Here is a 26,419-nt window from a genome sequence, read left to right on the forward strand (position 1 = left end):
CAATGTAACACAATAGGCTGCATTCTGTCAAATTTTCAAAATTTTTCGAAAAAAATTTGTGTAGGGTACCCTACACAAAGGGATTGACTAAAGCCCTTTGTGCGAAATCTCGCTTCGCTCGATTTCGCACAAAATATAAATTCTTTGGAGGATTTTATGAAAAAAATTCTTTCTCTTATCACTTTTGGATTGCTCCTTGCATCAGGAACAATGAGTTTCATGTCTTGCTCTGACGACGAGGACAGCGGTGAATATACCTATACGAACAACACTTCTGTTGAGGCGGGTATCGCAACACCAACATTGAAAGTTGAAGCTAACTCTTCAACTTTCTCAGTGCTTGCAAATAAATCATTCAGTGGGTTCTCTTATGTGGAAGACGGTACTTATCATTATGCCGTGCCAGGTTTTAATGTTAATTGGACTTATGACAGCGTAAAATCTGGATTCACTTATGAGATTTATGGTTCTTGCACACAAACTGGCAAGAGCGATGTTCTTTTGAAATCTGGCTCTGCTAACGCAATGAAGTCTGATTTTAATACCTTGGAGGACACTGATATTTTTAAACTCGGTTATGCGAATGGCGGTTTTAATGGTGAAGGCGATGGCTTTTACAAGGTTTCTAACAACACGACCGAAACTTTAAACTTCTCTTTTTATATTGTAACAAAGTACGGCTCAGAGGCAAAGACGAGCAATACAGTCAACGTAACTTTGACAAAAGCAACAAACTAAATCAAATCTGATTTGATTGCACGAAAGCACATCGTTTTTGCGGTGTGCTTTTTTTGTCCGTGTTGAGTTTGACAAAAACAATCATATAGCGCACAACTGAACTTTATATGATTCGGCATCTACGATGGACAGGGTGCAGCCCCTATTTCTGTCTGTGATATAGTCTATTAACTTGATAAATGTCATTATACGAGATGCTGAAAACAAACAACTGTTTTTCCAGACAAAGCGAAAAAAAGCGGTGCCCGAACAATCGGACACCGCTTTTCTATTCAAGGCCGGTTTACTGAATCATTCCGAAGACCATCGCGAACAAAGCGACCGTCTCGCAAAGACCGACGACCATGATGTACTGTGAGAAGCCTTTCCCTGTCTCGCCGAGAGCATCAGAACCAGCAGCACCGGCTTTTCCCTGAGCAATGGCCGAGAAGCACATCGCAAGACCAGCGGCAATTCCAAGACCAAGCGCAAACGCAGGGTCAAGAGCACCAGCGGCGACCTTTCCCTTCATGGAGTTCATAAGAAGGAAGCCGTATATTGTCTGCGTCAAAGGCGCACCAGCGAAGACGGTGAGGATGAACGGAGCCGGCTTGTTTGCCATGTAGCAGCGTTTCCAAGCGCCAATCGCACCCTGACCAGCTGCACCGATTCCGATTGCAGAACCGATTGCGGCGATGCCCATTACGACTGCAGCTCCAACATAACCCCAGAACAATGTTTTTGGATCCATAATTTTTCTCCTTAAATTGAAACCTTAATTTATACGACCGACAGTTGAGTTTTATTTCTCACTGAACGGACTGTATTTGAAACCAGACCATGACATTCCCAAGTGATTTGAGAATTCCAACGTGTTCAAGCGGACTCCGTGAACGATGACGGAAAGCAGGTTCAAAATCATGTTCAAACCATGCCCGAACACAAGGAGCACAATCAGCGCTCCGAACATGACGGCGCGTCCGGCAAGAGGACCTGCCATCGTGTTTACAGTGTTGCTGATAGCCGCGCCCGCAAGACCGACTGCCCAGAGGCGGATGTAGGAAACGATATCCGAGAACACGTTCACCACGCCGAGCAGCACGGAAATTATGTTCTTGACGCTCTCCAATACCGACTTCGCCACGCTTCCCTCGTAATTGCTGAACACGAAGCTCAGCAGGAATCCTGCGAGGACGAGGGCAATCGATACGGTACCGGCAGGCACCCCGTACACGTCGCCGCCGACAAGCGGAAACACCGTGCTGGAGACGACCATCGAAAGGACTACCCAATACATACCGATAAGCTCGATGAACGAACCGAACTCGCCTATAACCTTAAGCCTGTGCACCTTGTCCTTCGCATAGCGCGCCATGCCCTTCAGATGGGCGACGCACAGCTGCACAAGGGCAAGCGTGAAGCAGAAAATCTGAAGGTTGTTCGCCGTCGTGAGCGTCCCGGCAGACGCATCTGTCGTCCAGAACGGCAGCCACTCATCGGTACATGCGTTCGAGAGCGGCGCGACCGAAAGAGCCTTTATCCATGACGGAAGCTGTTCCGGAGTAAGCCCGAACCATGTGCACGTCACGGCACCCCACACCATCGTCGCCACGCCAAGAAGCAGGACAAGACCGATGACGGGAGGAACCTTCTTTCCGCCGGCAACGCTTTTCAGCAGAAGGGCAAGCCCGACAACCGTTACGAGCGCGCCATACCCTCCGTCGCCAAAAATCATGCCGAAGAAAACCGTGAAAAACAACAGGAACCATCCGGAAATATCGTACTCGCGGTACCCCGGAACCGTCCCGAGGAAGTCCGTAAGCGGATAGATGAGCTCCACGAATTTGTTGTTCTTCAATTTCGTAGGAACATTGTCATCCTCGGACGGCTCGGACGCGGCATATGCCCATTTCTGAAGCCTCGCCTCGTCCTCGAATTTCTTCATCGAATCGACAGGGACGAATCCGGTAAGCCATGCAAGCGGAACAGAAGAAGGCTCGGCCTTAGAAAGGCGCACGGAATGGGAATCCGCGCCATCCGCATCAGACTTATCCTCATATCCCATGCCGCTGTAGAGGTTCTCAAGCTCGATATCTTTTGCGATTACGGAAAGCGAATCCTTCATCGCGTCCTGATATTTCTTGTCCGACATGAGTTCGCGCTCAATCTCGGAAATTCTCTTGCGGCTGGCGTCGATTTCCGCGGAGAGCTCCTTTGTTGAGCAGCGCGGAAGCACAACCTGATATGCCTCCGGCGGCAACCCCTCCGGGCGCTCGTTTGCCGAAAGCGGAGAATCGCTTACGACGAGGAAGCGAGCCTGAGATTTGTCCTTGTTGACAAGGATAGTCCGCACGCCATCCCCAATCGAGCCGTATTTTTCCGCAGGAATCTCGAACATCGAGAGATTGATGTTTTTCCCGCTCAAATACGAGAAATCGGCAGGATTGACCTCGCCCCACTTTGAGAACCGGTCGAGCTCTACCGAATCGCTCGTAATCCTGTCAAAGCAGGATTTCTTCTCATCGGAGAGGGCAAGAACCGATTTCGCGACCTCGACAGCCCTATCACGGCTCACCTTGGTCTGCTCAATTTTCTCCTTCTTGCCGACTTTTATCTCGCCGAGTATGCTCAACGCCTTCTCGACCTTCGAGTTCTGGTCCTTGTAGGAAGCGAGAACGTCGCCGCCCCCCTGCACTTCCTCAACGTGAAGCACGCCGAGTTTTCTCAGCGCCTTAAGGGCATCCTTGCGCTCGTTCTGAAGAACAATCAAAGAAACTTTCTTCATCTGAACAATCATTTCTCTGCCCCCTTTCCAGCCAATTCGGCCTGAGCCAACAGGGCCGCGGCGTTGCGCTGGTCGATTTTCTTCTTCGAAATTTTCGACCTGACGACCTCGCTTACCTGCTGATCTCCAAGATAGACCGAAATCTTCTTTATATTGCTTTTTGCCTCGGGAATCTTCACCTTTTCAAAAAGGTTGACCCTCTGAGACGTAGTCCGCAATTCCTTTGAAAGCAACCTTACCTGCTCATCGAGGACATCAGCCTCCAAATCAAGGGAAAGCGCCTTCTCCATTCTGTCAGCGGCCATATCAATCCAGAGAGGGGTCGAATACAAATCGTAATCGCCCCTGCTGAAATCAGCGCCCTCATATACAGGAATCGTGACGCCGGCAATGTTTCCGACGCCCTTCCTTATATTGCGGACAGTGACCATCTCCGGCTTAAAGGCTTCCTCCTCGCCGAACACCGCAATCCAAACCTGAAATTCCTTCTCAAGCTCGACGCGCTGCTGGCGGACTTCCTTCGCCTTTATCTCGATAGTCCTGATTTCAGATTGAAGCTGCTGTTTTTTGAGCGTCAAGGTCGGAAGATAGCGCTGATACATCTTCAGCGCGTCCTTCTGGACCTTCTGCTCGTTTTTTGTCAGCTTGATTTTTGCCATTAACAGCTCCGCTATCGTTATTTATTCGGCCAAAATTCCGCAATCAACTCGGACTTGATGCCGGTCTCGTCCTTGTCGAAACAGTCCGCAAGAATCTTCCATCCCAAGTCGAGCGCGCCTTCAAGCGAGATGTTGACCGTCAAATCCATCATCTCCTTCTCGAACATCGCACCGTACTTGAGCAGCTTCTCATCCCAGTTCGACATCATGAAACCCATCGACTTCTTCTCAAGCGTATCCTTGTAAGAAGAATAAAGGCGAATCATGGCGTCCATGAGCGCGCGGTGGTCTTTGCGGGTCTTTCCGTTTACGTTCTGCTTCAGGCGGGAAAGCGAACCGAACGGCTCGATGCGCCCGCCCTTGAGGTAATACTGTCCCTCCGTGATGTATCCCGTGTTGTCCGGAACAGGATGGGTGACATCATCACCAGGCATCGTCGTCACGGCAAGAACCGTCACGGAACCCGCATTGTCGAAATCGACAGCCTTCTCGTACCGTGCTGCGAGCTGCGAGTACAAGTCGCCGGGATAACCGCGGTTCGACGGAACCTGCTCCTGCGTAATCGCGATTTCCTTCATCGCATCGGCATAGGACGTCATGTCCGTAAGAAGGACGAGAACATCCTTGTTCTGAAGGGCAAACTGCTCCGCAACGGCAAGCGACATATCCGGAATCTTGATGCACTCTACAGTCGGGTCGGCTGCGGTGTGGATGAACATGACCGTCTTGCTCAGCGAGCCTCCCTCCTCAAGCGTTTTCTTGAAATAGAGGAAGTCGTCGTACTTCAGTCCCATTCCGCCAAGAACGATTACGTCAGCCTCAGCCTGCATGGCGATGCGGGCGAGGAGCTGATTGTACGGCTCTCCGGAAATGGAGAAAATCGGCAGTTTCTGCGACACGACAAGCGTGTTGAACATATCAATCATCGGGATGTTCGTGCGCATCATGCGCGTCGCGAGGATACGCTTCGACGGGTTGACTGACGGCCCGCCAATCGGCTTGAGGTTCTCCGAAAGGTTCGTTCCGTTGTCGCGAGGCTCTCCCGAACCGTTGAAGATTCTTCCGAGCAAATCATCGCTGAACGAAATCTGCATCTCGTGCCCCAGAAAGCGAATCTGGTCGCCAGTCGAAACGCCGCGGCCGCCCGCAAAGACCTGAAGCGAGACCAAATCGCCGTCGACCTTGTTGACCTCGGCAAGCGATTTTCCGAAACGCGTCGTAATCTCGGCAAGTTCGTTGTACTTCACGCCTTCAGCGCGGACTGTAATGACCGAACCCGTAATAGATTCAATTTTGCTATATACTTTGTTCATTTTTCACCGTCCTCACTTAAGCCCTCAGGAGACTTTCCGCCTCTGCGGTCAGCTTCCCGTTCTTCGATGCATACAAATCGTCGATTTCCTTCTCGAGCTTCTTGAAGCCGTCGCTCTGGAACTCCGTGTAGTTCCAGTCGATGAACTTCTGGCGGAGCTGGTTGAAGTACGTGCGCGCCTCTTCCTTGTCGGAAACCGCGAAATCGGAACCGAGAATACGAAGGAGCTTGTCGAGGTCGTACATCTGGCGCTCGACAGTCGCGTTCGCATCAATCGCGTCGAACGAGTTCTGCTGGAAATAAACAGCATCGAGCATCTCTTCCTTAAGATAGACGAGATAATCATCGAGAGACGTTCCTTCCTCACCGACAACCTTCATCATGGAACCTACGTCGACGCCCTTCTTGAGGATGTTGAAGCAGAAACCGACTTTGTCCTGCGAGATGACGCCCTTGTATTTTGACCACGACTGAATCGGGTCGATTGCAGGATACTTTCGCGCATCGGAACGTGCCCTTGAAAGTCCGTGGAACGCGCCGACGACCTTGAGCGTTGCCTGCGTAACCGGCTCCTCGAAGTTTCCGCCCGCGGGGGATACGGTTCCGCCGATTGTGACGGAACCCGTCGTGCCGTCGGAAAGGCGAACCTGTCCCGCACGCTCGTAGAATGCCGCGATGTACGACTCCATATAGGCAGGGAACGCTTCCTCGCCCGGGATTTCCTCAAGGCGGCCGGACATCTCACGGAGAGCCTGCGCCCAGCGCGACGTCGAATCGGCAAGAAGCAGAACGTTGAGACCCATCTGGCGGTAGTATTCAGCAAGCGTGACCGACGTATAGACGGAAGCCTCGCGCGAAGCAACCGGCATCGAAGAAGTGTTGCAGATGATAATCGTGCGCTCCATGAGCGACTTTCCGGTTTTCGGGTCTTTCAGCTCGGGGAATTCGGTAAGGGTCTCGACGACCTCACCGGCGCGCTCACCACAAGCCGCGATGATTACGATATCGACATCCGCGTACTTCGACGTCGTATGCTGGAGGACAGTCTTTCCCGCTCCGAACGGTCCCGGAATACAATACGTTCCGCCGCGCGCGACGGGGAAGAACGTATCGATAAGGCGGACTTTCGTCACCATCGTCTCAGTAGGCGCGAGCCTTTCCTCGTAGCAGTTTACGGCGCGTTTTACCGGCCATTTGAACGAAAGCGTGACGTTGACGTCGTTGCCCTTCTCATCGGTGATGACAGCGACAGTGTCCTTGAGCATATAGCTTCCCTTCTCCGCAACGGACTTCACCGTATACGAGCCGAGCAGGTAGAACGGTACGAAAATCTTATGGGTAAACGGTCCTTCTGGAACTGTACCGACGTATTCGCCCGCCTTGAGGACATCGCCCACTTTTGCAGTCGGGGTGAAGTCCCATTTTTTCTCGCGGTCGAGAGGGTCAACGTAGATTCCCCTTTCAAGGAACCATCCGGCCTTCTCCGCGAGGAGCGGGAGCGGATTCTGAAGTCCGTCATAAACCTGCCCCAGAAGTCCGGGACCAAGCTCCGCGGAAAGGAGGTCTCCCGTAAATTCGACCTCATCCCCCGCCTTTATTCCTTTTGTCATCTCATAGACCTGCATCTGCGCGGTATTCCCGCGGATACGGATCACTTCGCTTTTGAGACTTGAGCCTTCAACTTTTACATAGGCGACTTCGTTCATGGAAATAACTCCGTCGAATTCGACAGAGACCATGTTTCCATTGACGCCGACAACCTTTCCTTTTGTATCCGTCATTTATCATTCTCCATAATTCCAAGCGAGAAGCCTCACTCGGAAGACTCTTCTGCCTTAAGTATGCTGTCGTATATCTTGCGATACGATTCGAGGCCCTTCGCCGCATTGAATTTCTTCATTCTCGTCGCGAGCTGAAGCCTCAGGCCGTAACCGAAAACGGCATCAACCGAAAAACCATCTGCAGGACGCATACTTTCAATAACACCAAGCCGATACTGATTCAAGAACTGTTCGGCGGCAAGCGGACTGTCCATTCCGGACGCAGTGCGAGCGGCCTGAACCGCGTCGGGGGCGACAGATTCGTTCCCCGCGCTGAATTTCTTCTTCATCCGCAATGCCCTGATTTGAGCGAGCGCCAAACGGAGGCTCTTCTCCTTGTCATTCCATGAATCGACAAGTTTCGAGCCCGTTTTTCCGACATCCTGAGAAGGTTCAAGCGAAAGATTCTCAAGTATCTTCATGCTCTTCTTGTCAAGGAAGCGTGAACAGAGGTCGTAATAGTATTCGTAAGTGATTGGCAAAACCGACTTGTCATCGCTCACGGAGAATTCCGGGAGCTGCGACACAAGGTAATACTGACTGCCCATTCATGCACCTCTCTAAAAGACCGTTCAAAATTCAAAAATGCATCAGCATTCTTTTACTTTGAGGCCTCTTTCATAAGAGAAGCGACCTTCGGGTTGAGATACGCGCCGAAAAGCTCCGCGACAGCCTCGTCCGAGACGTCGATAAAAGCCGCGCCGTTCTCAATTCCGATGCGGAATCCCTTGTTTATTGACTTATCTACTTTTAAGGTAAGGCCCTTCTCAATCTCCGCCTTGAGGGAAGCCTTGAGGGAGGTCTCGAGCGCGGACAAATCAGCCTCGCTGAGGAGAACCGAAACATCGGAGGCATCGGATTTTGAAGTCCATGCCTTCACAGCTTCAGGTATGAGTTTAGAAAGGAGGTCGGCATCATACGCCTTGTCGACATCCGCACTGACAAGCGCGGAGACTTCCTTCATAACGCCGTCACGGAATGCGAGAACAAGATTCCGGCTTGCCTGACGAATAGAATCCTCGCTTGCCTTCTCCATTCTTGCAGTCTCATCCTTGGCCGCCTTGATAATTCTGTCCGCCTCTTCCTTCGCATCTGCGACAATCTTCGCGGCCTTTGCCTCAGCCTCGGCGATTTTTTCGGAAGCGGATTTTTCTGCAGCGGCGACACCATCTTTTTTGATTTTATCAATCAATTCCTGTATCTGTTCGTCCATGAAAACCTCACTTAAAACAAAAATGTTTATGGACGAAATTATATTTTACCATCCGGCAAAAATCAAATGAAATTTGCATTATTAAGGGAATTTGAAGGTTTCATCCATAATTTTCACCGCGATCGCCATCGACTCGCCCATTATCCTTTTCTTGTCGGAAGCCCAAAGCGGGGCGACGAGCGACTTTCTGGGCGGGTCACCGGTCAGCCTGTGGACGACCATCGTCTCGGGAAGGCGGCGCAGCGCGAGCGAGAGGAGCCTGAAATATTCATCCTTTGAAAGGACTTCGAATTTGCGCCCCTCGTACATCGCGCATATCCCGGTTCCGCGGATTACATAAAGCTCCGTCAGCTTTATACCGTCCGCGCCGCTTCCGGAAACAAAATCGACGGTTCCCATCATGTCCTTTTCGCCCTCCCCGGGCAGGCCGAAAATCACGTGCGCGACAACGTGTATCTTCGGGGCGGCGCGCTTTATCCGCAACACGGCATCGGAAAAATCATCGTCCGTGTAGCACCTGTTGATGAGTCGCCCCGTGCGCTCGTTCGAGGTCTGCAGCCCGAGCTCAATCTGGACGAATGTATCCTCCGACATGCGCGCAAGCCGGGAAAGGATATCGTCGCCGAGGCAATCGGGTCGCGTCGCGACGGCAAGCCCAACGACATCATCGCAGCCCAACGCCTCGATGAACTTTTCCTCGAGGGCATCGGGATTTCCGTACGTGGACGAGAAATTCTGGAAATACGCGACGAGCTTCCCGCGCCTTTTCCCCGAACGCCCGCACAACTTCGCGCTGATTCGGGTCCGGGCCTCCTCCACCTGCGCGCGCACCGGAAGGCTTCTGCTCGGGACAAAATCGCCGGAACCGTTCCCGCCGCAGAAAATGCATCCGCCAGTACCCTTCGACCCGTCCCTGTTCGGGCACGTGCACCCCGCATCGAGCGCGATTTTGTAGGCCTTGCAGCCGAAGACGGATTCGTAAAAATCAGAAAGAAGAATCATAATTCGAATTGAAGAAAAAAAAGAAGGCCCGCCGGGCAGTTGGCGAACCTTCTGGGACTTTTTTATCTCACACCATTTTTAAATAGTGCATGAAAAATCAAAAACTGTTACCTCTTGAGGCTGAGAACGGTCTCAAGCAGGGTGTCGGCAGTCTGAATCGTCTTCGCGTTCGACTGGAAGCCGCGCTGCGTGACAATCATATCCGTGAGCTGCTCGGTCAGGTCCACGTTCGACATTTCGAGCGCGCCAGAGAGGATTGTACCCTTTCCGGCGATTCCCGACGTGCCGATGTTGGCAGTTCCCGAGTTAATGCTCTCGACATACGTATTGTCGCCGGCTTTCTCGAGGCCGCCCTGGTTCGTGAACGTCGCCATCGCAAGCTGTCCGATTGCGCGGTTTGTTCCGTTCGAATAGACGCCGGTAATCACGCCGGTTGAATCGATTTTGAAGGTCTCAAGATACCCCATCGTGTAGCCGTCCTGATAGAACGCCTTCGTTGAGCTTGATGAGGCGCTCTGCGTGACCGTGTTGACCTGGCTTCCGATTGTCCCGAGGTTTATGTTCAACGTCTGGCGATACGGATTTCCGTCAGCATCGGCATTCGCGTTCGGAACGGCGAAAGACGCCTGAAGGATAATCTCGCCCTCGGGATTCGTGAGGTTTCCGGCAGTGTCGGTCACGGACTGGAGCGTACCCGTATTGTCGAAATTGATGAGGAACGTGTTCTCCATCCCGTCCGTCGTGTTGAGCCCGACCCTCGTCTGCGTGAATTCCGCGTTGTCGGGGTCGACGACGACAGTCGCCTGCCACTGGTTCGGATTCTCCGGCACGCGCGTGAAATTCACCGAAAGGTTGTGCTTGTTTCCGAACGAATCGTAGATGTTGAATTCAGTGCTCCATGTTCCCTTGGAGATATCGGCAGCCGTCGGGTTGTCGGGGATTATGGGTGTATTTTTGTTGAGGTTGCATGCAAAATTGACATTCTTCGTCTCCTTCGCCGGGTCTTTCGAGCCGACCGGAATGATGAGGTCTTCCGTGCTGGCAGACGTCTGGAGAATCATCTCCCCGTCAACCTCGCGGGCCATCCATCCCTGAACCTTGTATCCGTTCGCAGGATTCACGAGCGTTCCGTCGCGGTCAAGTCCAAAGGCGCCGGCGCGCGTGTAGTAGCTTTTCTCGCCGTTTTTCTCAAGGAAGAACCCGTTTCCCTGAATGGCGACATCGGTCGTTATTCCCGTAGACTGGAGGTTTCCCTGCGTAAAAACAGTATCGATAGCGGCGACGGTCATTCCGAGACCGACTTCCTTCGGGTTGACGCCGCCCTTCTCTTCTGTCGGACGAGCCGCGCCCGACAGCTGCTGGCTTATCATATCCTGAAAATTGACGCGGCCGCGCTTGAAGCCCGTCGTATTGACGTTCGAAATGTTGTTTCCGATAACGTCCATTCTTGTCTGGTGGTTCTGCAATCCAGAAACGCCAGCATACATTGATCTCATCATAATACTACCCTCTTTATGATTTCGTTTTTATGTTTTTTGCCGATTACGCAAGATTATTTCATTCGCCGTACACGGAGATGATTTTCTCCATGTCGTAATACGCGCCGTTGACCTTCACCTGCGGGCGCGTGCCGCGCGTTGCGGCCTCGACAACTCCCGTCGTCGTCGTGTCGCCAAGGTCAAGCTCGACGGACTTTCCGAGGGTGCTCTGAGCCTCGACGGTGTTCATAAGCGAGGAGAGCTTCTCGAAATTCTGGCTCATGTTGGTCATCTGCTCGAGAGTCGAGAACTGCGCCATCTGGGCGATGAATTCCGTATTCTCAAGCGGGCTTGTCGGATCCTGATTCGTCACCTGGGCGACAAGAATCTTGAGGAAATCATCCTTCCCAAGCTCATGGCTTGCAGTCCTGCCGCCACGCTCGGCGTCAACCGTCTTGTTGAACGTATTCACCATATTGTCGAGCTGTGCCTTGTCAGAAGCGCCCATCGTCGTGTTAATATCCATTTCCATTCCTTCGGCAGATTAACCAACCGTATACTTATAAATCGGCAAAATCATTTTTCAACTTAATGAATTTTCAAAACAAAAAAACGGGGCAGCCCGACAAGCGATACCTTATTCGGGCTGCCCCATCAAAAAACGCGCGGAATCCTACGCGACGATATTGACGGAATGGTCTCCGGACTGCTCGTACCCGTCCTGGGCGCCGTCCGACGGCGACGAGACAAGGTCCCCATACGATTTGTTGGCGACAGCGACGGCATCCTGCCTCGCATTCTCCCGTGCGCCGTTCCCGCCATCATTGGAGAACCCCTGCTGGCCGGCAAAACTCAGGTCGAAACTTCCCGTGTCGAAGCCGCTCTGCGCGAACGCCTGCTTTATGGAGTCGATGTTCTCGCGGAACGCGTCGTACGCCTCCTTCGACGCGACAAGAATCTGACCGGAAATCGTCTTGTCTGAAAGGGAAAGCGATATCTTGACGTTGCCGAGGCTTTCCGGCTTGAGGACGAGGTTTATCGTCCCCTGGTTGTTGTCGCGGAGGACGATGCTTCCCGCCTTGACGAAATCGGCGGCATTCTGCTGAACAGAATTCGAAAGCATCTGCTGGAAATCGGAGCCCGCGGCGCCGGCGGCCTGCGCCGACGACGACGTTATGTTCTGCTCGGCACCAGCGCGCGCGGCCATCTCCATCGTAAGCTGGACGGACTCCTGCTGGTTCTGGTTGTAGGCAACGCGAATCTCCCCGTTCGTCACGGCGCGTTTCGGCTGCACCTGAAGAGAGACGGGAGAATCGTCGCGGCTGCTTTTCCTGTCGCTTTTCGCCACCCTCACGGAGCCGGCCTGCATTCCCGCGCTTGTTTTCCGCAAGGCGCCGTCATCGGAGCGCGCGGCGTACCGCTGAGCACGGCTTTCCGAAACGGCAGAAGGCAGCTCCGTCCTGAGGTCGAGCACCTCTATGCCGTCGAGGATTTTTTTCGAATCGTCCTTCTCGGCGCGCGCGGAATTCCGCACGGCATTCCCCGAAACCTCGCCGGAAAACACTTCGGGAAGCGCGTCGGAACCGGCAACGGGGCGCTCCGCAACGAGTTCAGGATTTCCTCCGCGGGCAGCATCGGCCACGACCGCGCCATCAGCATTAGGGACAGGAACATCATCCGAGCCGCCGTCATTTTCGGGGACGGAAGCCTCGACGACGCTCTCGGCGCCGCATGTTGCGACGGACGCAATCTCCACGGGAACATCATCCGCCGGCAAAGGCGCGTCCGCAAGGCGCTCCTCATCGGGGGACACATCCGCCTCGTCTCCCGAATCGTCCCCGCCGTCCGCAGAGGCGACTTCAGCGGCTGACGGGGAAGCCTCCTCCCCGTTTTCGGGAACGGGCTCCTTTTCCTCCGCGGCGCGCGCGATGTCACCGCTTTTTCCGTCCTTGTCCTCGATTTTCTCGTCAGTTTTCTCGCCGCTGCTCTCCGCCGCGGCCGTCTTCTCTCCGCGACGAGGATGCTCCGCCTCATGCGCCGCCTTGAGCGCCTCGGCGAACGAGATGTCCGGCGACGACGGCTGCGCCCCGGAAGACTTCTGCGGAACGCTGAACGCGAAATCGACGCTGCCAGCGCTGCTGTTCGGCTGTATGTAATTCATGCTTCATCCCCTTTTCCAGTATCACTTGTAGTTGTCGAGCGAACTTGGTTTGCTCGCCATCTTGCTGTTTATGACTCCGGCACGATCTTCCGGCATGTTCATGAGCCATACCGAAGTCATCGAGGCGGTCTTCTTCGCCTCCGCAATCTCGTCCGTCTTGCGGAATATGTCTATCACGTCCTGGTCGTTCATCTCGAGGAGCTGCTTGACGGCCGTTTCCGGCGGCATTGACGACAGATATGCCGAAATCTGCTCTATGTTGCGGTTCCTGTCGTCGTATTTCTTGAGCTGGTTGCTGAACGTCTTCTCGCGCTCGTCCTGCGACTTCTTGCGCTCCTCAAGCTCCTTCGCGATTGCCTCGTTCTGCTCCTCGACCTTCGAGATGTCCTCCTCCCGCTTGTCGAGCTCCTGCGTGCGCGCGTCGAGCGACTCTATCCTCTTTGCGAAGCGGTCCTCATCGAGGTCGCCGGTAAACGGATTCGATTTCGTTCCGGTGACAGACGACTGGGGCTTCAGCCCGAGAACCTTGTAGACCGGGGCAAAAATCCGCTTTGCCTTCACGACCCCGAGGTAATCGAACCACATGAGCCCGCCGAGCGCGAGCACAATGATGAGTATAAGCAATGCAATCGTCTTTCCGATTCCGCCGTTTCTAGACATTTTTATCTCCTAAAATAGTTTCCTTTTTCGAGTCGGCCCTGCACGGACACAGCCTTCTATTATTCAATTCTCGGAATCTCCGCGCCTTTTTTTTATCAAAAATTTGCCGACGCAAACACGCGCCCCGCTATTCTCCGTCCGCCCTTCCCCGGGTGCGGGCGGTAGACGAACGCGCCGCCGAGCGAGAAGCTCCCGGACGTGGCGAAATAGCCGGTATTCGGCGAGACGGAGAAGGACGCGGAGACTGAGACCTCGTCCTTGACATCGGACAGGGAGCAGTCTTCGGCAATCTCCCTGACGCGCGCGACATCGAACGAATCCCCGTGCTCATAGGCGACTTTCCCCGCATACGACGCGTCGACGACGAACCGGTGCACGAAAACGGAGAGAGCCGGGATTCCCTTCTGAATCTCGAGCGAAAGGAGCGTCAGGGATGCGGACCACGACGCAAGCCGCGACGAGGACGGGAACAGCGTCGCCGACATCGTCACGGGAAAGAAAAGCGGAATCCGCGCCCCGACCGTCGCCCCGGCATTGAAAAACCGGCTTACGCCTCCGTCCTTTTCGGGAACGGATTCGCTGTGCTCGAAAAGCAGGAACGGCTGGAAGGCGATGCCGCCGTACATCCTGAAGCCGGGGCACACCCTCCTGATTGACGAGAACGAGAGGTATGCCTTCGACTCCGCGCGCGTTCCCTCGACGCTTCCGGAATCGTCGGAGTCGTCCGTGCCCCGGAAAAAGCGCGCGTCGATTCCCGAAACGACGGAAGAGCAGTCGAACCGGCAGAGAACGGCCGAAACGCCGCCAGCCGCCGTCGCCTGGTAAAAGCCGCCCGAATCAACCGCGCACGTCCCGCCGAGCTTCATCGACACGGCGTCGTTCCCGCCGCTCCACGACGCGGAAAAAGCGCCGACGCCGTAAACGAGGCTGAATCCGGCGGAAACGCTCACCATGTTCCCGAGCCACGGATTCGACGACACGAACGTCGCGCCGAGGACACCCGTGTCGACGACATCCATCTCGCGGCTGTAGATTTCCGCCGTCCCGAAAGGAAAGACGGAGCCCTTGAGGTAGAACGGAAGCGGGCTGTACTTTCCCGCATCAAGACGGGCTTCCCCTTCCCCCGCATCCCCGGCAGCCACGGTATGCTCATCATCCCCGCCATCATCAGCGAAGGCGAATTCCTCAAAGCCGCTTTCATCCATTTCGGCTGTCACGAGCGGATGCGACTCGAAATTCTCGACGACGCACGAGAACGACATCTTCCCCCCGCCGAGCGAGATGAGGGCGCAGTCGAGGATTCCCGCCTTCCAGTCCGCCTTCTGCAGGAAGACGCGCCCGCCGCCGCCGGAAAGGGAGACGATTCCGGCGCGCGAAAGCGTGGAGAACCCGCGCCCCAGCTCCGCCCAGGAGAACGAGAGGTAATCAGTGCCGCCGAACGAGCCGCAATAATGGAGGTTGTGGATTATCCGCCCGCCCATATCGAACGAGCGGCTTTCCCCGTCCCCGTCGACGACGATGCTCCACGAAAGCCCGTCCTTCACCACGCGCGCGCTCCGCCCTTCCCCGGCAGGAACCGGCGGGCAGAGGGAGACGGCGCCGTTTTTGAGGGAGGACGCGCCGGAAGTGACGAAAGAGCCGTCGGGGGCAAATGACGCGAAGAATGAGTCGCTTTTTGAAATCGTTTTGTAGGAGCGCCCGGCGATGTCGATGACACCGGACTCGCTCTTCACGTTCGAGCGGCTGACAAGCCTCGTCACGGCAAGCTTTTTCCCGTCAGGGGAGAAGCGTATGCTCTGAACGTCAGAAAGCGACAGGAGCCTCCTCGTCTTTGATGAAGCCGCATCGACGATGAAGACCGCCTGCGACTGGCTGTCGTAGAATGCGATTGACGGCGACTTTCCGCCGGCGAAGACGTCCATCGTCCTGATATAGCGGCGGTTCCGTTTTTTGTCGCGCGGAAGGCAGCCGCCGCCGCCCGCGAACGACTCGGGGACGGGAATCCACTCATAAAAGCCGCGCCACGCCTCGCTGAGGCCGATTCCGTACGTCGTCTCGAACACGCCCGCGCAGAAACTCAAGGTGCAGGAAGTTCCCGCGTTCTCCCAGAATTTCCCGTAAAGCTCCATTCCGTACGTCTCCTGCAGGTACGTCGCGAACGCCGCCCCGAAAACATACGCGTCGTTCCCGCCCGGAACGGTATCCCGCGCGCCCGTCACGTCGCGCCACGACGGGAATCCCGCGACCTTCGCCTCCGCGCGCATCTTCGCGGCCGTGACGAGCTGCGTCGTGAACGGGTCGTTCATGCGCCCGCCCGAAGTCCCGCGCCCCTCCATAGAGACGGCGGCGCCCTCAAACCAGAACGACGTGAGGGAAACGCCCGCGAGGTTGAACGAGTCCGAGAGGCGGGACATGCCGCGCATGAAGGGCGATTTCATGTTGAGCGTCACCGCGTGCGTGAGCTCGTGGTAGAAGACGGCCTCAATCGTGTCCTCGTGCATGTCGAGCACCTCGGAGGGCGACGTGTCGTAGACGACGATGCTGTTGTACGGGGCGACGGTGAAGAACGCGTTCATGCTCTCGACGGCAGGCGTCACGCTGACGGGAAAGCGCTGGTACATGTCCGTCCCGAGGCGCTCCGTTATCTCGCGGTAGAAGGAGTCGGCGACCGAAGCGATTTTCCGCGCGGATTCCTCGGATTTGTCGGAATAAATCACGTCGAACCATTCGGTTTTGATTACGCGGAGGCTCCCCTCTCCGGAGAACGCGCCGCCGAACGAAAAAAAAGGAAAAAAGGCAAAAAAAAGCAGGAATGCAAGGAAGAGTCTTTTCATGGGCTCGATTCTAGCATTCCCGCAAAACGCCCACAACAAGCGGGCGCTCGAAAAGGAAACCGTCCCGGAACCGATTTTCCGGAACGATTCCGCTCACGAAAGCGCGCCGACCGCGGTTCCGAGCGTTATGTCGTCATCCGCGCAGAGAATCTCGAAGTGGATTCCGCATTTGCCGACGAGATATTCCTGAAGGTACGCCTCCGTGCGCTCGCGGAGACGGTACGTCTTGAAGAAGGTCGTCCCGTTGCAGAGCATGGCGACGGGGCGGAGCGAAGATTTCCCCCCGCCCGACTGTATTGCGTTGGCGGAAAGGATTGCGGCGGCATACCGTGCCGTCCTGTCCACGGCCGCGTCGAGAATCTCGCACGCGAAAAGCCTGTCGTCCTCGCACGCGCCCGAGAAAGCCGCGGCGATGCGCCCCGTCCCGAACGGAGAATGGAGGAATTCGTTCATCTCGACGGTGTTGATTGCGCCGAGCGCCTTGACGGCCTGTGCCGCGCCGTCGGAGAAGAGCCCCTCGGACACTGCGACGGAAAGCATTTCCCCGCCGAGGCGGCCGAGATACGCGCCAGAGCATCCCTTCTCGAGGAGGTACTGCCCCGGAATGTTCGTCCCGGCATCCACCGCCTTGTCGAAATCGGAAAGGGGAACGTCGCCGCACTTGCCGCTCTCGCAGACGACAATCTGCTTTTCGATTCCGAGCGAGCTGTCGGCGGGCTGCACGTATGCCGCGTTCATTCCCGTCCCGAGTATGAAGCCGATGTACGCCGAGTATTCCGCACCGGCGCGCGTAGCGGCCTTTCCTGCGAGGAGCGCCGCGACGGTGTCGTTAAGCAGCGTGACGCGGGAAACGGACTTCCATCCGCGGGCAGAGAGCGTCTCGAGGAGCGTCTTTCCCACAGGAACGCCGATGACCTCCGGAGCCTTGACCTCCTTGCTGAATCCGTTCGGGATGCCGTCGCCGTCCTCCGTAATCTTCATGGAATAGGAGAAGCAGAACCCTATCTTGTCCGCCTTGTCGCGGAGGTGCTCGATGTTGTCGGCAATCTGCGCGAAGACTTCAGCCTTGGAAAGCTCCCTCTCCACGCCCGGCATCTTGTCCTTCTTGAAATCGGATATGGCCGCGCAGCCGTCATCGTCGAACGAGACGAGGCAAGAGCGGAAATTCGTGCCGCCGGCGTCTATGACGATGACGCGCTCGTTCTTCGGGCGGGAAGACGGCGGGAGCATCCACGTCCGTATCATGTCCTGCCCCGCCTTCTTGCCGGAAAGCCCCTGCCTCATATCATTGAGGATTGCGCCGGCAGCAGCCCCGACGTCCATCCCCACGGGGAAATTGTGCCTCATCAAGAAAGATGCAGCCTTCGTAGTCATTTTCATTCACTCCTTTTCCTACGTACTTTTTTGCAGCCCCGGAAACGATTCCAAGACCAATCTATTTTACTCATCTTTCGGATTCCCGCAAGGAGAATTCCCGCCGGATTCCGGGGCGCGGGACGAGGGGCGCGAAATCATGGTATACTAGGGCGCATGACGGATTTATCTGATTTGAAAAACGAACTGAACCCGGAGCAGTACGAGGCTGTCATGACGACCGAAGGCGCGCTCCTTATCATAGCCGGCGCGGGAAGCGGAAAAACCCGCGTCATAACGTTCAGGATAGCGCACATGCTCGACAAGGGCATTCCGCAAAGCGCGATACTTGCCCTGACGTTCACGAACAAAGCCGCGAAGGAGATGGAGGAGCGCATAAAGTCGATGACCGGAAAGAAGCTGCAGAACCTTACGGTATCGACATTCCACGCGTTCGGCGTGCGCGTGCTCAGGCAGGACATAGACAGGCTCGGCTGGCGGCAGAATTTTTCCATATACGACGAGACGGACAGGAATTCGCTCATAAAGGAGACGGCGCGCGAGCTCCGGTATTCGGAGGAATCGCTCGACCTCTACAAAATCGGCGCGCTCATAAGCGACATAAAGACGGGGCGCAAATCGTGGAACGAGGAGAATTCCGTCTACCGCGATTTGTACGACGGGTACGAGGAGGGGCTGCGTCTTTTCAACGCGGTCGATTTCGACGACTTGATAACGCTCCCCATACGGCTGTTCCGGGAATTCCCCGACGTCCTCGCACGGTACAAGGAACGGTACCGCTACATCATGGTCGACGAATTCCAGGACACGAGCCACCAGCAGTACGAGTTCATGCGACTCCTTGCCGACAAGAACGTCGCGGTCGTGGGCGACGACGACCAGTCCATCTACTCATGGCGCGGCGCGGACTACCAGAACATAGAGAATTTCGAGAAGGACTTCCCGAACGTGAGGGAAATCAAGCTCGAGCAGAACTACCGCTCGACGGGAACAATCCTGGAGGCGGCGAACGGCGTCATCCAACACAACACGAACAGGAAGGAGAAGAAGCTCTGGAGCGGCAACGGCGAGGGAAAGCCCATCGAGGTCTACTACCCGGAGAACGAGGCGGTTGAGGCGGACTTCATAATAGAATGCATCCACTCGCTCGCTATTTCGGAGAAGAGAAAATACTCCGACTTCTGCATCCTCATGAGGGCGAACACGCAGAGCCGACCGATAGAGGAGGCGTTCCTCGCGGACGACATTCCCTACACGATGAGCGGCGGAACGAGCTTCTTCCAGCGGAAGGAGATAAAGGACGTGATAAGCTACCTCCGCGTCGTGTCGAACCACGACGACGACGTGAACCTCCTCCGGATAATAAACACGCCGAGGCGCGGCATCGGACGGGCGACGCTCGAGAAGCTGAACGAGACCGCGCGCATGAATTCCTGCTCACTCTGGGACGCAATACAGTCCGTCATCCGTCCCGGCGGGGAGGACGAGCCAGTCCAGACAGACCTTTTCGGGAACATACTCGACGAAATTCACTCCGACGACTACTCGGACGACGCGATTGAGGGGATGAAGGAGCTGACGTCGCTGATAGAAGGCGGGAAGCCGATGCTCGGCGGGCACAACCTGTCGAAAAAGATAAAGGCGTTCATCGACGAGTGCCGCTACTTCGACTACCTCGTCTCAGAAACCCCGAAAAGCCCGAAGGCGGCGCAGTACAAGATGATGAACATCGAGAGCCTCATACGCTCCGTCACGAAATGGGAGAACGACCCGGACAATTCCGACCCGACGCTTTACAATTATCTCAACAGGATAACGCTCCTCAGCCGGGACGACTACGAGGAGGAGGACACGGGGAAGGTGAACCTCATGACAATACACGCGTCGAAGGGGCTCGAATTCCCCGTCGTGTTCATCGCGGGCGCCGAGGACGACATTCTCCCGCACGCACGGGCAGTCGAGGAAGGCGGGGACGCGGCAGTCGAGGAGGAGCGCCGGCTCTTCTACGTTGCGATAACGAGAGCGCGCGACAAGCTCTACATATCCTCGTGCAGGAGACGCCGGAAGCATTCGTTCGCGCAGAGGCAGGACGAGGCCGAGCAGACGGCGAAACCTGCCGACGACGGTGACGAATGCAAGCCAAGCCGGTTCCTCGACGAGATTCCGAAGCAGCTCGTCGAGTACCACGAGCCGCAGAAACCGGTCGCCCCGGACGAGGCGCAGCGCATCCTCGAGGACATGATAAAGAAGTTCAGGAAGCCGATAGTTCCCGGATTCGCAAAGTGACAGCGGACGGTTTTCAAGTCAGGAGTTTTTATGAAAAAAGTGCAGAAAAGGAAAGGCGGGACGATAACGGCGGCGTTCGCGCTCGCCATCATGCTATCGTCCTTCTCGTGCCAGTCGGCGAAGACGATAGAGGCGGAGATGGATGCAGAAGAGGAATACGTTCCCGACATAGAGACCGTGAGCGACGAGCGCGCGGAGGCGATCCTTGACGAGGCGGCAACCATCGACGCGCTCGCGTTCAAGGAGATATGGGGATACGTCATGGAGGGGCGCGAGGGCGAATTCTCCGCGAAATACCCGATAACGGACGTCGGGTATTTCGTCTCGGCTGTCAACGTCTACAGCGAGATGCCCCCTGTTCCGCCGAAATCAAAATTCTTCAAGAATTTCAAGGGAAGGGTCCACGTCGTCACGAGCGTGGACTCGCAGAGCCAGACGCACCTGCTCCTGTCGCCCGACCTCCCTTTGCGGGAGCGGATTGCGGAGCAGATGGTGAAGGCGGCGGAGACGTACGACGGGCTCCAGATAGACTGGGAGAACATCCCGAAAAAGGACGCGGAGAATTTCTTCGAGCTTCTCCGCATCGTCAGGAAAAAGCTCCCCGCCGGAAAGACGCTTTCGATAGCGACGAAGGCGCGCCTCCGGACGCTGGCGGACGACCCGTTCGCGTACGCGCCCCTCGCGGAGCTTACCGACAAGATAATCATAATGGCATACGACGAGCATTGGTCGACGAGCAGGCCGGGCGCAATCGCGTCGACGGGCTGGGGAAAGCGGATAGCATCATACGCGCAGACGCAGATTCCCGCGGACAAGCTCATCATGGGGCTCTCGTTCTACGGACGGACGTGGCTGAGCGCCCCGGTGCGCGGGCAGGCATGGTACAACAGCGGAATCGAGCGCATAAAACGGGAGAACGGCGTGACGGAAGTCCAGCGCGACGCGTACGGCATCCCGCACTTCTCGTTCAAGGAGGAGGCGACCATCACGGGATGGTACGACGACATCGACTCCCTCAAGATACGGTGCGACGCATACGCGAAGATGGGCATCGACAGGATAGCATTCTGGCGCGTCGGGCAGGAAAACCCCGATTTCTGGAAATGCCTCAGGATTTCCGCCGAAAAAGAATGATGCCGCCGGATTTTGTCCGGCAGCATCCAAAAAGCAGGCCCGAGCCTACTCCACGTCAAATTCCACGCGGCTCTCGGTTCCTGTCCAGTCCTTCACGACGAGCGAGCCGCGCCCCTTACCGCCGGCCGTCCTGACATACGTTCCTGCCATACCGCCCTTGAGGGATACGGCAGACGGCCCCACGAGCTCCACGGCGCCCTCCGTCCTGAGCGTCACCGCCTCCTGGCAGAACGGCTGGACGTTCCCGTTCTGGTCGACGGCGCGAAGGCAGACCTGCGCCATGTCGTACGTCTCCTCCTCGCGCAACGCAGTCCTCCGGCAGAACGCCTTCACGGAAACGCTCCTCATAGGCTCCCGCGTGACGCTCCTGACGATTTTTCCGCCGCGATAGGAGTCGAACCGGTACACGACGGACTCGCCGCCCCAATTTCCGATGTACTTCCCGTACAGCTTCCTGAGATGCTCCGGGTTCGTCACGCCTCGCGCCCAAAGGAGAAGCCCCTTCATGATGACCTTCAGCGGAAGCCTGTTCACGCCGTATTTCTGCAGCGCGAACAGCATCGACTTCACCGCCGCGAAATTCCGCTCGGGAACGCCGTCCTCGTCAACAATCCGGTGCCCTATGTAATCGTCGATGAGAATCGGGCCGTGCGGCAGGTTCCTGAACGGGGAATCCGCGGCCGTGTATTCCTTGATGAAAATATCGTTCACGTACATCCTCACGCTGTCGGCGTTCGTTATTATGAAAACGTCGCCCCGCGCGCCGCCTGGATGCTCGCCGATATCCATGCTCGACGTGACATCCAGGATGTCCCCCGACACGGAGGCGTCCTGCTGGCTCGCGTAGACGAACGCCGCCATCTTCGGGTTCCTGAACATATCCATGACGCCGTGGTAGCAGATATAGTCGCCGGAACCGAAATCCTTGTGCGTGTTGTAGTCGAACGCGCACCATCCGCTTCCACCCGCACAGTCATCACGCGCGGCGAGGGCGTCGAGAACCTTCGCGTGGCGCAGCGCGTGCTCCGTCCGGAGCCGCTCGCAGTCGAACGTCTTCGTCGGGAACATATGCCCGTTGTATTCCGTGACCATGAATCCCTTTCTGGTGTCGGTGACGCGCTTTTTCGGAAGGCAGCCGTCGTTCGGCCCGTGGAAGCTGAAATCGTTGAACGTGTAGACATCCTCAAGGAGGCTGCTGTGCTTGAGGAACCTGACCCCGCCCGTCGGACGCGTCGAATCCAGGCTGTGCGCGACAGCGTTCGTCCTTGCGTAGAATTCGTCGTCGTCCTGGCTCTCGTTTATCCTGACGCCCCAAATGAAGACAGACGGATGGTTCCTGTACTGAAGGACCATGTCCCGGACGTTCTCCACCGCAACGTCCTTCCATTTTTCGTCGCCGATATGCTGCCATCCGGGAATCTCGGTGAAGACGAGAAGCCCGATTTCGTCGCACCTGTCAACGAAATGCCTGCCCTGCGGATAATGCGACGTCCTGACCTCGTTCAGCCCCAGCTCGTATTTGAGGATGTCCGCGTCCTCCCGCTGCATCGACTTCGGGGCGGCGTACCCTATATACGGCCACGACTGGTGCCTGTTCAGCCCGCGCAGCCTGATTTTCCGCCCGTTGAGATAGAATCCGGTCTCGTCGAACCGTATGCTCCTGAACCCGAACCGCACCCGGCTCTCGTCGAGGATTTCCCCGAACGCGCCGACAAGCTCCGTCACGAGCGTGTAAAGGAACGGGGAATCGACGTCCCACTTCTCCGCGCCGGCGCATTCCGAGCGGGACTTGACGAGCGACTTTCCCCCGGAAAACGACGAGGCGTCGACACCGACCGCGAATTCCGCGAGCACGGTTCCGGAAGAAGCCGTCATGGGCGCACCGTCGGCAGGGACGACCTTCTGCCGCACGCACAGCCCGTCAGGAGCCGCGCCCGAAGCGACGACAGTCACCTCGGTGCTGACAGAACCGTCCGCCGCCATCACGAAAACATCGTCGATGCGGATTTTCCCCCGGATATCGAGATACACGTCACGGTAGATTCCGCCATACGTCATGTAATCGACGACGAAGCCGAACGGAGGCTGGTTCAGGGATTCCCTGCTGTCAACGCGGATAGCGAGCACGTTCTCTCCGCCCTCGTCCGCAAGGAAATCGGTCAAGTCGACGGTAAAGGCAGTGTAGCCGCACTCATGGAGCGCGACGCTCCTCCCGTTGACGAACACCTCGCTGCAATGCGCGGCACCCTCGACAGTGAGAAGGACGCGCCCTTCCTTCCACCCGCTTTCAGTCCGGAACGTCCGCCTGTATATGGAATTCTTCTGGTAAATCTCTGTCGGGAATGAGTTGAATGGAGTGACCGCAACTGCATGAGGAATGCGCACGGTCTCGAAGTCGCCGGCATAATCCATCATCGTCTTCTCCGCAGAAAAAGACGGCGAATACTGCCAGCCGTCGTTCAAAAATATTTTTGCCATGACGACAAGTGTAAACCCGAATTTCCGGCAAAGCAAGGAACGCCGGAACCGTCGTCCGAATTTTCTGAATAAATCAGAATCAGCGGCGCAATGCATGTTGCAATTTTTTTTTCTATATGATATATTCAGTCCCGTTGCGAGATTGTAGCTCAGCTGGATTAGAGCATCTGCCTTCTAAGCAGAGGGTCGCTGGTTCGAGCCCAGTCAGTCTCAAAACCGGCGAAGCCTTGTTTTCGGGGCTTCGTTTTTTTTTGTACGCCGAAAAAACGCTCCTCCCTTGCAAAAAAAACGGGGTGCGGCATCAGTGCCACATTCCCATGGAGTTTTTATGGCGCGGACACTATATCCATTTTCTCTCTCGCGGCGGAAAAATTCGCCCTTCTATGTAAAGGTCGAGGACGGCTTCTCAAGCCAAATGCTGCTTTATAAATACAAAAAAGCGCGCCAGCCTCCGCCAGAGCTGTTCGTCCGCCTAATGGCGGGGCTGTTCCTGCAGTTTTTTCTTTACATATTATGCCTCCGTTCGTATTCTGATGTCGCCCTCTTTTTCCAGTTTCTTCATAATGTCGCTTATTTCAAGGCGGGCATTGTCAATGTCCTCTTTTGACGGGGGATTTTCGGCAAGCGATTTTTCCGACATCATAAGATATGCCCTCATCCGCTGGCTCATGTTTGAAAGAATCTTTTTCTTTACCGCGCCAAGCCATTCAGAGCCGTCGTCAGCGAGCGCGCGGGCAAGAGTGCCGGAGCCTGTGTCGCGGAGGACTTTCTGCACTTCGCGGTCGGAAAGGCTTGCAAGCATCTTGACGGCATAGAGCTGTTTTTCAAGGCGGTCTTTAAGCTCCTCCAAGCCGCGCTCTTCAAGCAGCTTGTAAAGGTCGCTCCGCTCCGTTTTGTCCATGCGGCGGACGGCGGAAATCAGATGTTCCTCATTGACGGCATCGTCAAGCATCATGCGCTCCAAAAAGCCCTCGAAAGGCAGCTTGTTTTCTCCCATGCCGAATGAGGAGCTGAACATCACCTTCAAGAGCGTCTGCACATGCTCTTCGGTGCCGTAGTCTCCGAGCGCTTCCCGGCTCTTTTCGTTCCCCAGCTTCAGGATAAGCTCGCGGAGCGTTGCGGCGTAGGTGCGGAAGTCCGTTCGTGCGCGATTCAGGAGGCTGTCGCCAAAATCCTTCACCTCAAAATCATCTGTCTTTGCGCAGCCGAGCTCTTCCGCCGCAGTTTCGGAATGAGCCTTTTCGCCGGTATAATCGGCGGGGAAGATGTCCGCATCGCACAGCTCTTTCAGGTGGTCGTCCTCGTGCCAGTCGGAATCGTCATCGTACCAGAGCTTGAAATCGGCGGCGAGAAGCGGCCCCATCATCGCTTTCATGATGTCGCCCGTGACAACAGGATTGTCGCCGCGCTGCACGCTCAAAAGCCCTTCCGCGCCCATCATGAGGGAAAGGAGCGCGCCGTCCTTTTCGCCGGAGCCTAAGGCAAGGTAGAAAAAACTTGTGGCAAGCACTTCTTGGTCTGTGCCGTCCACTATCTGCCTTAGCATAGGAGAAAAGAACTTCTCTTCAAGCGAAACGGCATAGTCCTGATTCTCTGCGAGCGGGCGGAAGCCGTCGGGGTAGCGGATTGTGCCGTCGTCCTTTCTAAAGTCCTCAAGGGCTAAAAGCCCCTCGCGCCTGCCTTCTATGCTTGTGACGATGACAAAGTTCGCCGTGCGAAAAATCCGCGCCTTGTCCTCCGCCTTTGCTTTCGGGAAATCTTTGAATAAAATCATTGTGTCCTCCTTGGTTTTGTCAGCAATAATTATAGGTAATTACACGGAATTTGGAAAAAAATTTGTGTTTTTTGTAAGAATTCGTAAAGCTATTTCTCCGTAGTGCCAGATTTAGACTACATTTTCCGCGCCCTTTGCCCACAAAAAAAGCGCACCAGCCGTAGCCAGTGCGCCGTGTGTGAGTTTCCGCTCAGGAATCACGCTATTTCCGCTTCCAGTCGTCGCGGGTGTCGGTGCTGACCGAGGTGTCAAAACTGCCGTTCCTCAGCTTTTCGGCGCAGTAACGGCAATCGCGTTGTCCGCCGCAGCCGCCGCCAAAGGCTGTTTTTACGCCCGCGCATGGCGATATGTGTTGCCCTTAAATCAGCCCGAACAGCCCGAACTTTACCAGTCCGTCAGAACATTCCACGCCCTTTGCGGGAACGCCCTCGTGCCAGTTCTCGCCTTTTTCCACGGCTTTCCATTCCTTTTTTGTGCCGCCGAACTTTATTGAAGAAAGCGACTCGCAGCGGCTGAACGCACTCCTGCCGATTTCCGTAACGCTTTCGGGAATGACCACGGACGCAAGCGAGTCGCAGCCATAGAACGCCTCCTTGCCGATTTCCGTAACGCTTTCGGGAATGACCACGGAGGTAAGCGAGTCGCAGCCACAGAACGCCTCATAGCCGATTTCCGTAACGCTTTCGGGAATGACCACGGAGGTAAGCGAGTCGCAGCCACGGAACGCCTCAT

Annotated in this window: 20 protein-coding genes and 1 tRNA gene; 4 read left to right on the forward strand and 17 right to left on the reverse strand. The window is 55.9% G+C overall.

The window, feature by feature from the left end; genetic code table 11:
- Positions 1-156: 156 nt before the first annotated feature.
- Positions 157-738 (forward strand): hypothetical protein, encoded by a 582-nt coding sequence (locus tag TRESADRAFT_RS10680; RefSeq protein WP_002705595.1) that lies wholly within the window; start codon positions 157-159, stop codon positions 736-738.
- A gap of 283 nt (positions 739-1,021) precedes the next feature.
- Here the strand turns inward: TRESADRAFT_RS10680 and TRESADRAFT_RS10685 are convergent, their stop codons facing one another.
- From TRESADRAFT_RS10685 to TRESADRAFT_RS10750, 14 genes are all read right to left on the reverse strand, one after another.
- A complete protein-coding gene (locus TRESADRAFT_RS10685) occupies positions 1,022-1,468 on the reverse strand; it encodes an ATP synthase subunit K (protein ID WP_002705597.1) in 447 nt (148 codons plus the stop codon).
- 51 nt (positions 1,469-1,519) lie between these two features.
- Positions 1,520-3,514 carry a V-type ATP synthase subunit I gene (locus tag TRESADRAFT_RS10690; protein WP_002705599.1) on the reverse strand — a complete coding sequence of 665 codons (1,995 nt, stop codon included), beginning with the start codon at positions 3,512-3,514 and terminating at the stop codon, positions 1,520-1,522.
- Positions 3,511-4,161, reverse strand: a complete 651-nt coding sequence (locus TRESADRAFT_RS10695; RefSeq protein ID WP_002705600.1) for a V-type ATP synthase subunit D — start codon at positions 4,159-4,161, stop codon at positions 3,511-3,513. The genes TRESADRAFT_RS10690 and TRESADRAFT_RS10695 overlap by 4 nt, the downstream gene beginning before the upstream one ends.
- Positions 4,162-4,178: 17 nt before the next feature.
- Positions 4,179-5,474, reverse strand: a complete 1,296-nt coding sequence (locus TRESADRAFT_RS10700) for a V-type ATP synthase subunit B (protein WP_002705601.1) — start codon at positions 5,472-5,474, stop codon at positions 4,179-4,181.
- A gap of 16 nt (positions 5,475-5,490) precedes the next feature.
- Entirely contained in the window at positions 5,491-7,254 is a 1,764-nt protein-coding gene (locus TRESADRAFT_RS10705; RefSeq protein WP_002705602.1) for a V-type ATP synthase subunit A, read from the reverse strand.
- A gap of 32 nt (positions 7,255-7,286) precedes the next feature.
- Positions 7,287-7,841 (reverse strand): DUF2764 family protein, encoded by a 555-nt coding sequence (locus TRESADRAFT_RS10710; protein ID WP_002705603.1) that lies wholly within the window; start codon positions 7,839-7,841, stop codon positions 7,287-7,289.
- A gap of 53 nt (positions 7,842-7,894) precedes the next feature.
- A complete protein-coding gene (locus TRESADRAFT_RS10715; protein WP_002705604.1) occupies positions 7,895-8,506 on the reverse strand; it encodes a hypothetical protein in 612 nt (203 codons plus the stop codon).
- An 81-nt stretch (positions 8,507-8,587) separates the two neighbouring features.
- The gene (mnmL, locus tag TRESADRAFT_RS10720) at positions 8,588-9,508 is read right to left on the reverse strand and encodes a tRNA modification radical SAM protein MnmL/YtqA (RefSeq protein ID WP_002705605.1); all 921 of its coding nucleotides are present in this window, start codon (positions 9,506-9,508) and stop codon (positions 8,588-8,590) included.
- A 107-nt stretch (positions 9,509-9,615) separates the two neighbouring features.
- The gene (gene flgE, locus TRESADRAFT_RS10725) at positions 9,616-11,007 is read right to left on the reverse strand and encodes a flagellar hook protein FlgE (RefSeq protein ID WP_002705606.1); all 1,392 of its coding nucleotides are present in this window, start codon (positions 11,005-11,007) and stop codon (positions 9,616-9,618) included.
- Positions 11,008-11,065: 58 nt separating this feature from the next.
- Positions 11,066-11,518: a flagellar hook assembly protein FlgD gene (gene flgD / locus TRESADRAFT_RS10730; protein WP_141607340.1), complete on the reverse strand. Its 453-nt coding sequence runs from the start codon at positions 11,516-11,518 to the stop codon at positions 11,066-11,068.
- A 141-nt stretch (positions 11,519-11,659) separates the two neighbouring features.
- Positions 11,660-13,147: a flagellar hook-length control protein FliK gene (locus TRESADRAFT_RS15290; RefSeq protein ID WP_002705610.1), complete on the reverse strand. Its 1,488-nt coding sequence runs from the start codon at positions 13,145-13,147 to the stop codon at positions 11,660-11,662.
- A 21-nt stretch (positions 13,148-13,168) separates the two neighbouring features.
- On the reverse strand, positions 13,169-13,807 hold the full coding sequence (locus tag TRESADRAFT_RS10740) for a periplasmic-type flagellar collar protein FlbB (protein WP_002705611.1): 639 nt from the start codon (positions 13,805-13,807) through the stop codon (positions 13,169-13,171).
- Positions 13,808-13,902: 95 nt separating this feature from the next.
- Entirely contained in the window at positions 13,903-16,641 is a 2,739-nt protein-coding gene (locus tag TRESADRAFT_RS10745) for a TolB family protein (RefSeq protein ID WP_040842900.1), read from the reverse strand.
- A 93-nt stretch (positions 16,642-16,734) separates the two neighbouring features.
- On the reverse strand, positions 16,735-18,015 hold the full coding sequence (locus TRESADRAFT_RS10750) for a hexokinase family protein (protein ID WP_002705615.1): 1,281 nt from the start codon (positions 18,013-18,015) through the stop codon (positions 16,735-16,737).
- 156 nt (positions 18,016-18,171) lie between these two features.
- On the opposite strand from TRESADRAFT_RS10750, the gene TRESADRAFT_RS10755 reads away from it, so the two are divergent.
- On the forward strand, positions 18,172-20,301 hold the full coding sequence (locus TRESADRAFT_RS10755; protein WP_040842902.1) for an ATP-dependent helicase: 2,130 nt from the start codon (positions 18,172-18,174) through the stop codon (positions 20,299-20,301).
- Between the two features lie 30 nt (positions 20,302-20,331).
- Complete coding sequence (locus TRESADRAFT_RS10760) at positions 20,332-21,435, forward strand: glycosyl hydrolase family 18 protein (protein ID WP_002705623.1); 1,104 nt, start codon at positions 20,332-20,334, stop codon at positions 21,433-21,435.
- Positions 21,436-21,480: 45 nt separating this feature from the next.
- On the opposite strand, the gene TRESADRAFT_RS10765 is transcribed toward TRESADRAFT_RS10760, so the two are convergent.
- Positions 21,481-23,913, reverse strand: coding sequence for a glycoside hydrolase family 2 protein (locus TRESADRAFT_RS10765; RefSeq protein ID WP_040842903.1), 2,433 nt, complete (start codon positions 23,911-23,913; stop codon positions 21,481-21,483).
- A gap of 138 nt (positions 23,914-24,051) precedes the next feature.
- Here TRESADRAFT_RS10765 and TRESADRAFT_RS10770 point away from each other — a divergent pair.
- A tRNA-Arg gene (locus tag TRESADRAFT_RS10770) sits at positions 24,052-24,126 on the forward strand.
- A 298-nt stretch (positions 24,127-24,424) separates the two neighbouring features.
- Here TRESADRAFT_RS10770 and TRESADRAFT_RS10775 read toward each other — a convergent pair.
- A complete protein-coding gene (locus tag TRESADRAFT_RS10775; RefSeq protein ID WP_002705640.1) occupies positions 24,425-25,687 on the reverse strand; it encodes a FliG C-terminal domain-containing protein in 1,263 nt (420 codons plus the stop codon).
- Between the two features lie 358 nt (positions 25,688-26,045).
- Positions 26,046-26,419: leucine-rich repeat domain-containing protein (locus TRESADRAFT_RS10780; protein ID WP_002705641.1), on the reverse strand; the 374-nt coding region annotated here is incomplete at its 5' end.

The sequence above is a fragment of the Treponema saccharophilum DSM 2985 genome (assembly GCF_000255555.1).
In the GTDB taxonomy this organism is placed as follows: Bacteria; Spirochaetota; Spirochaetia; order Treponematales; family Treponemataceae; genus Treponema_D; species Treponema_D saccharophilum.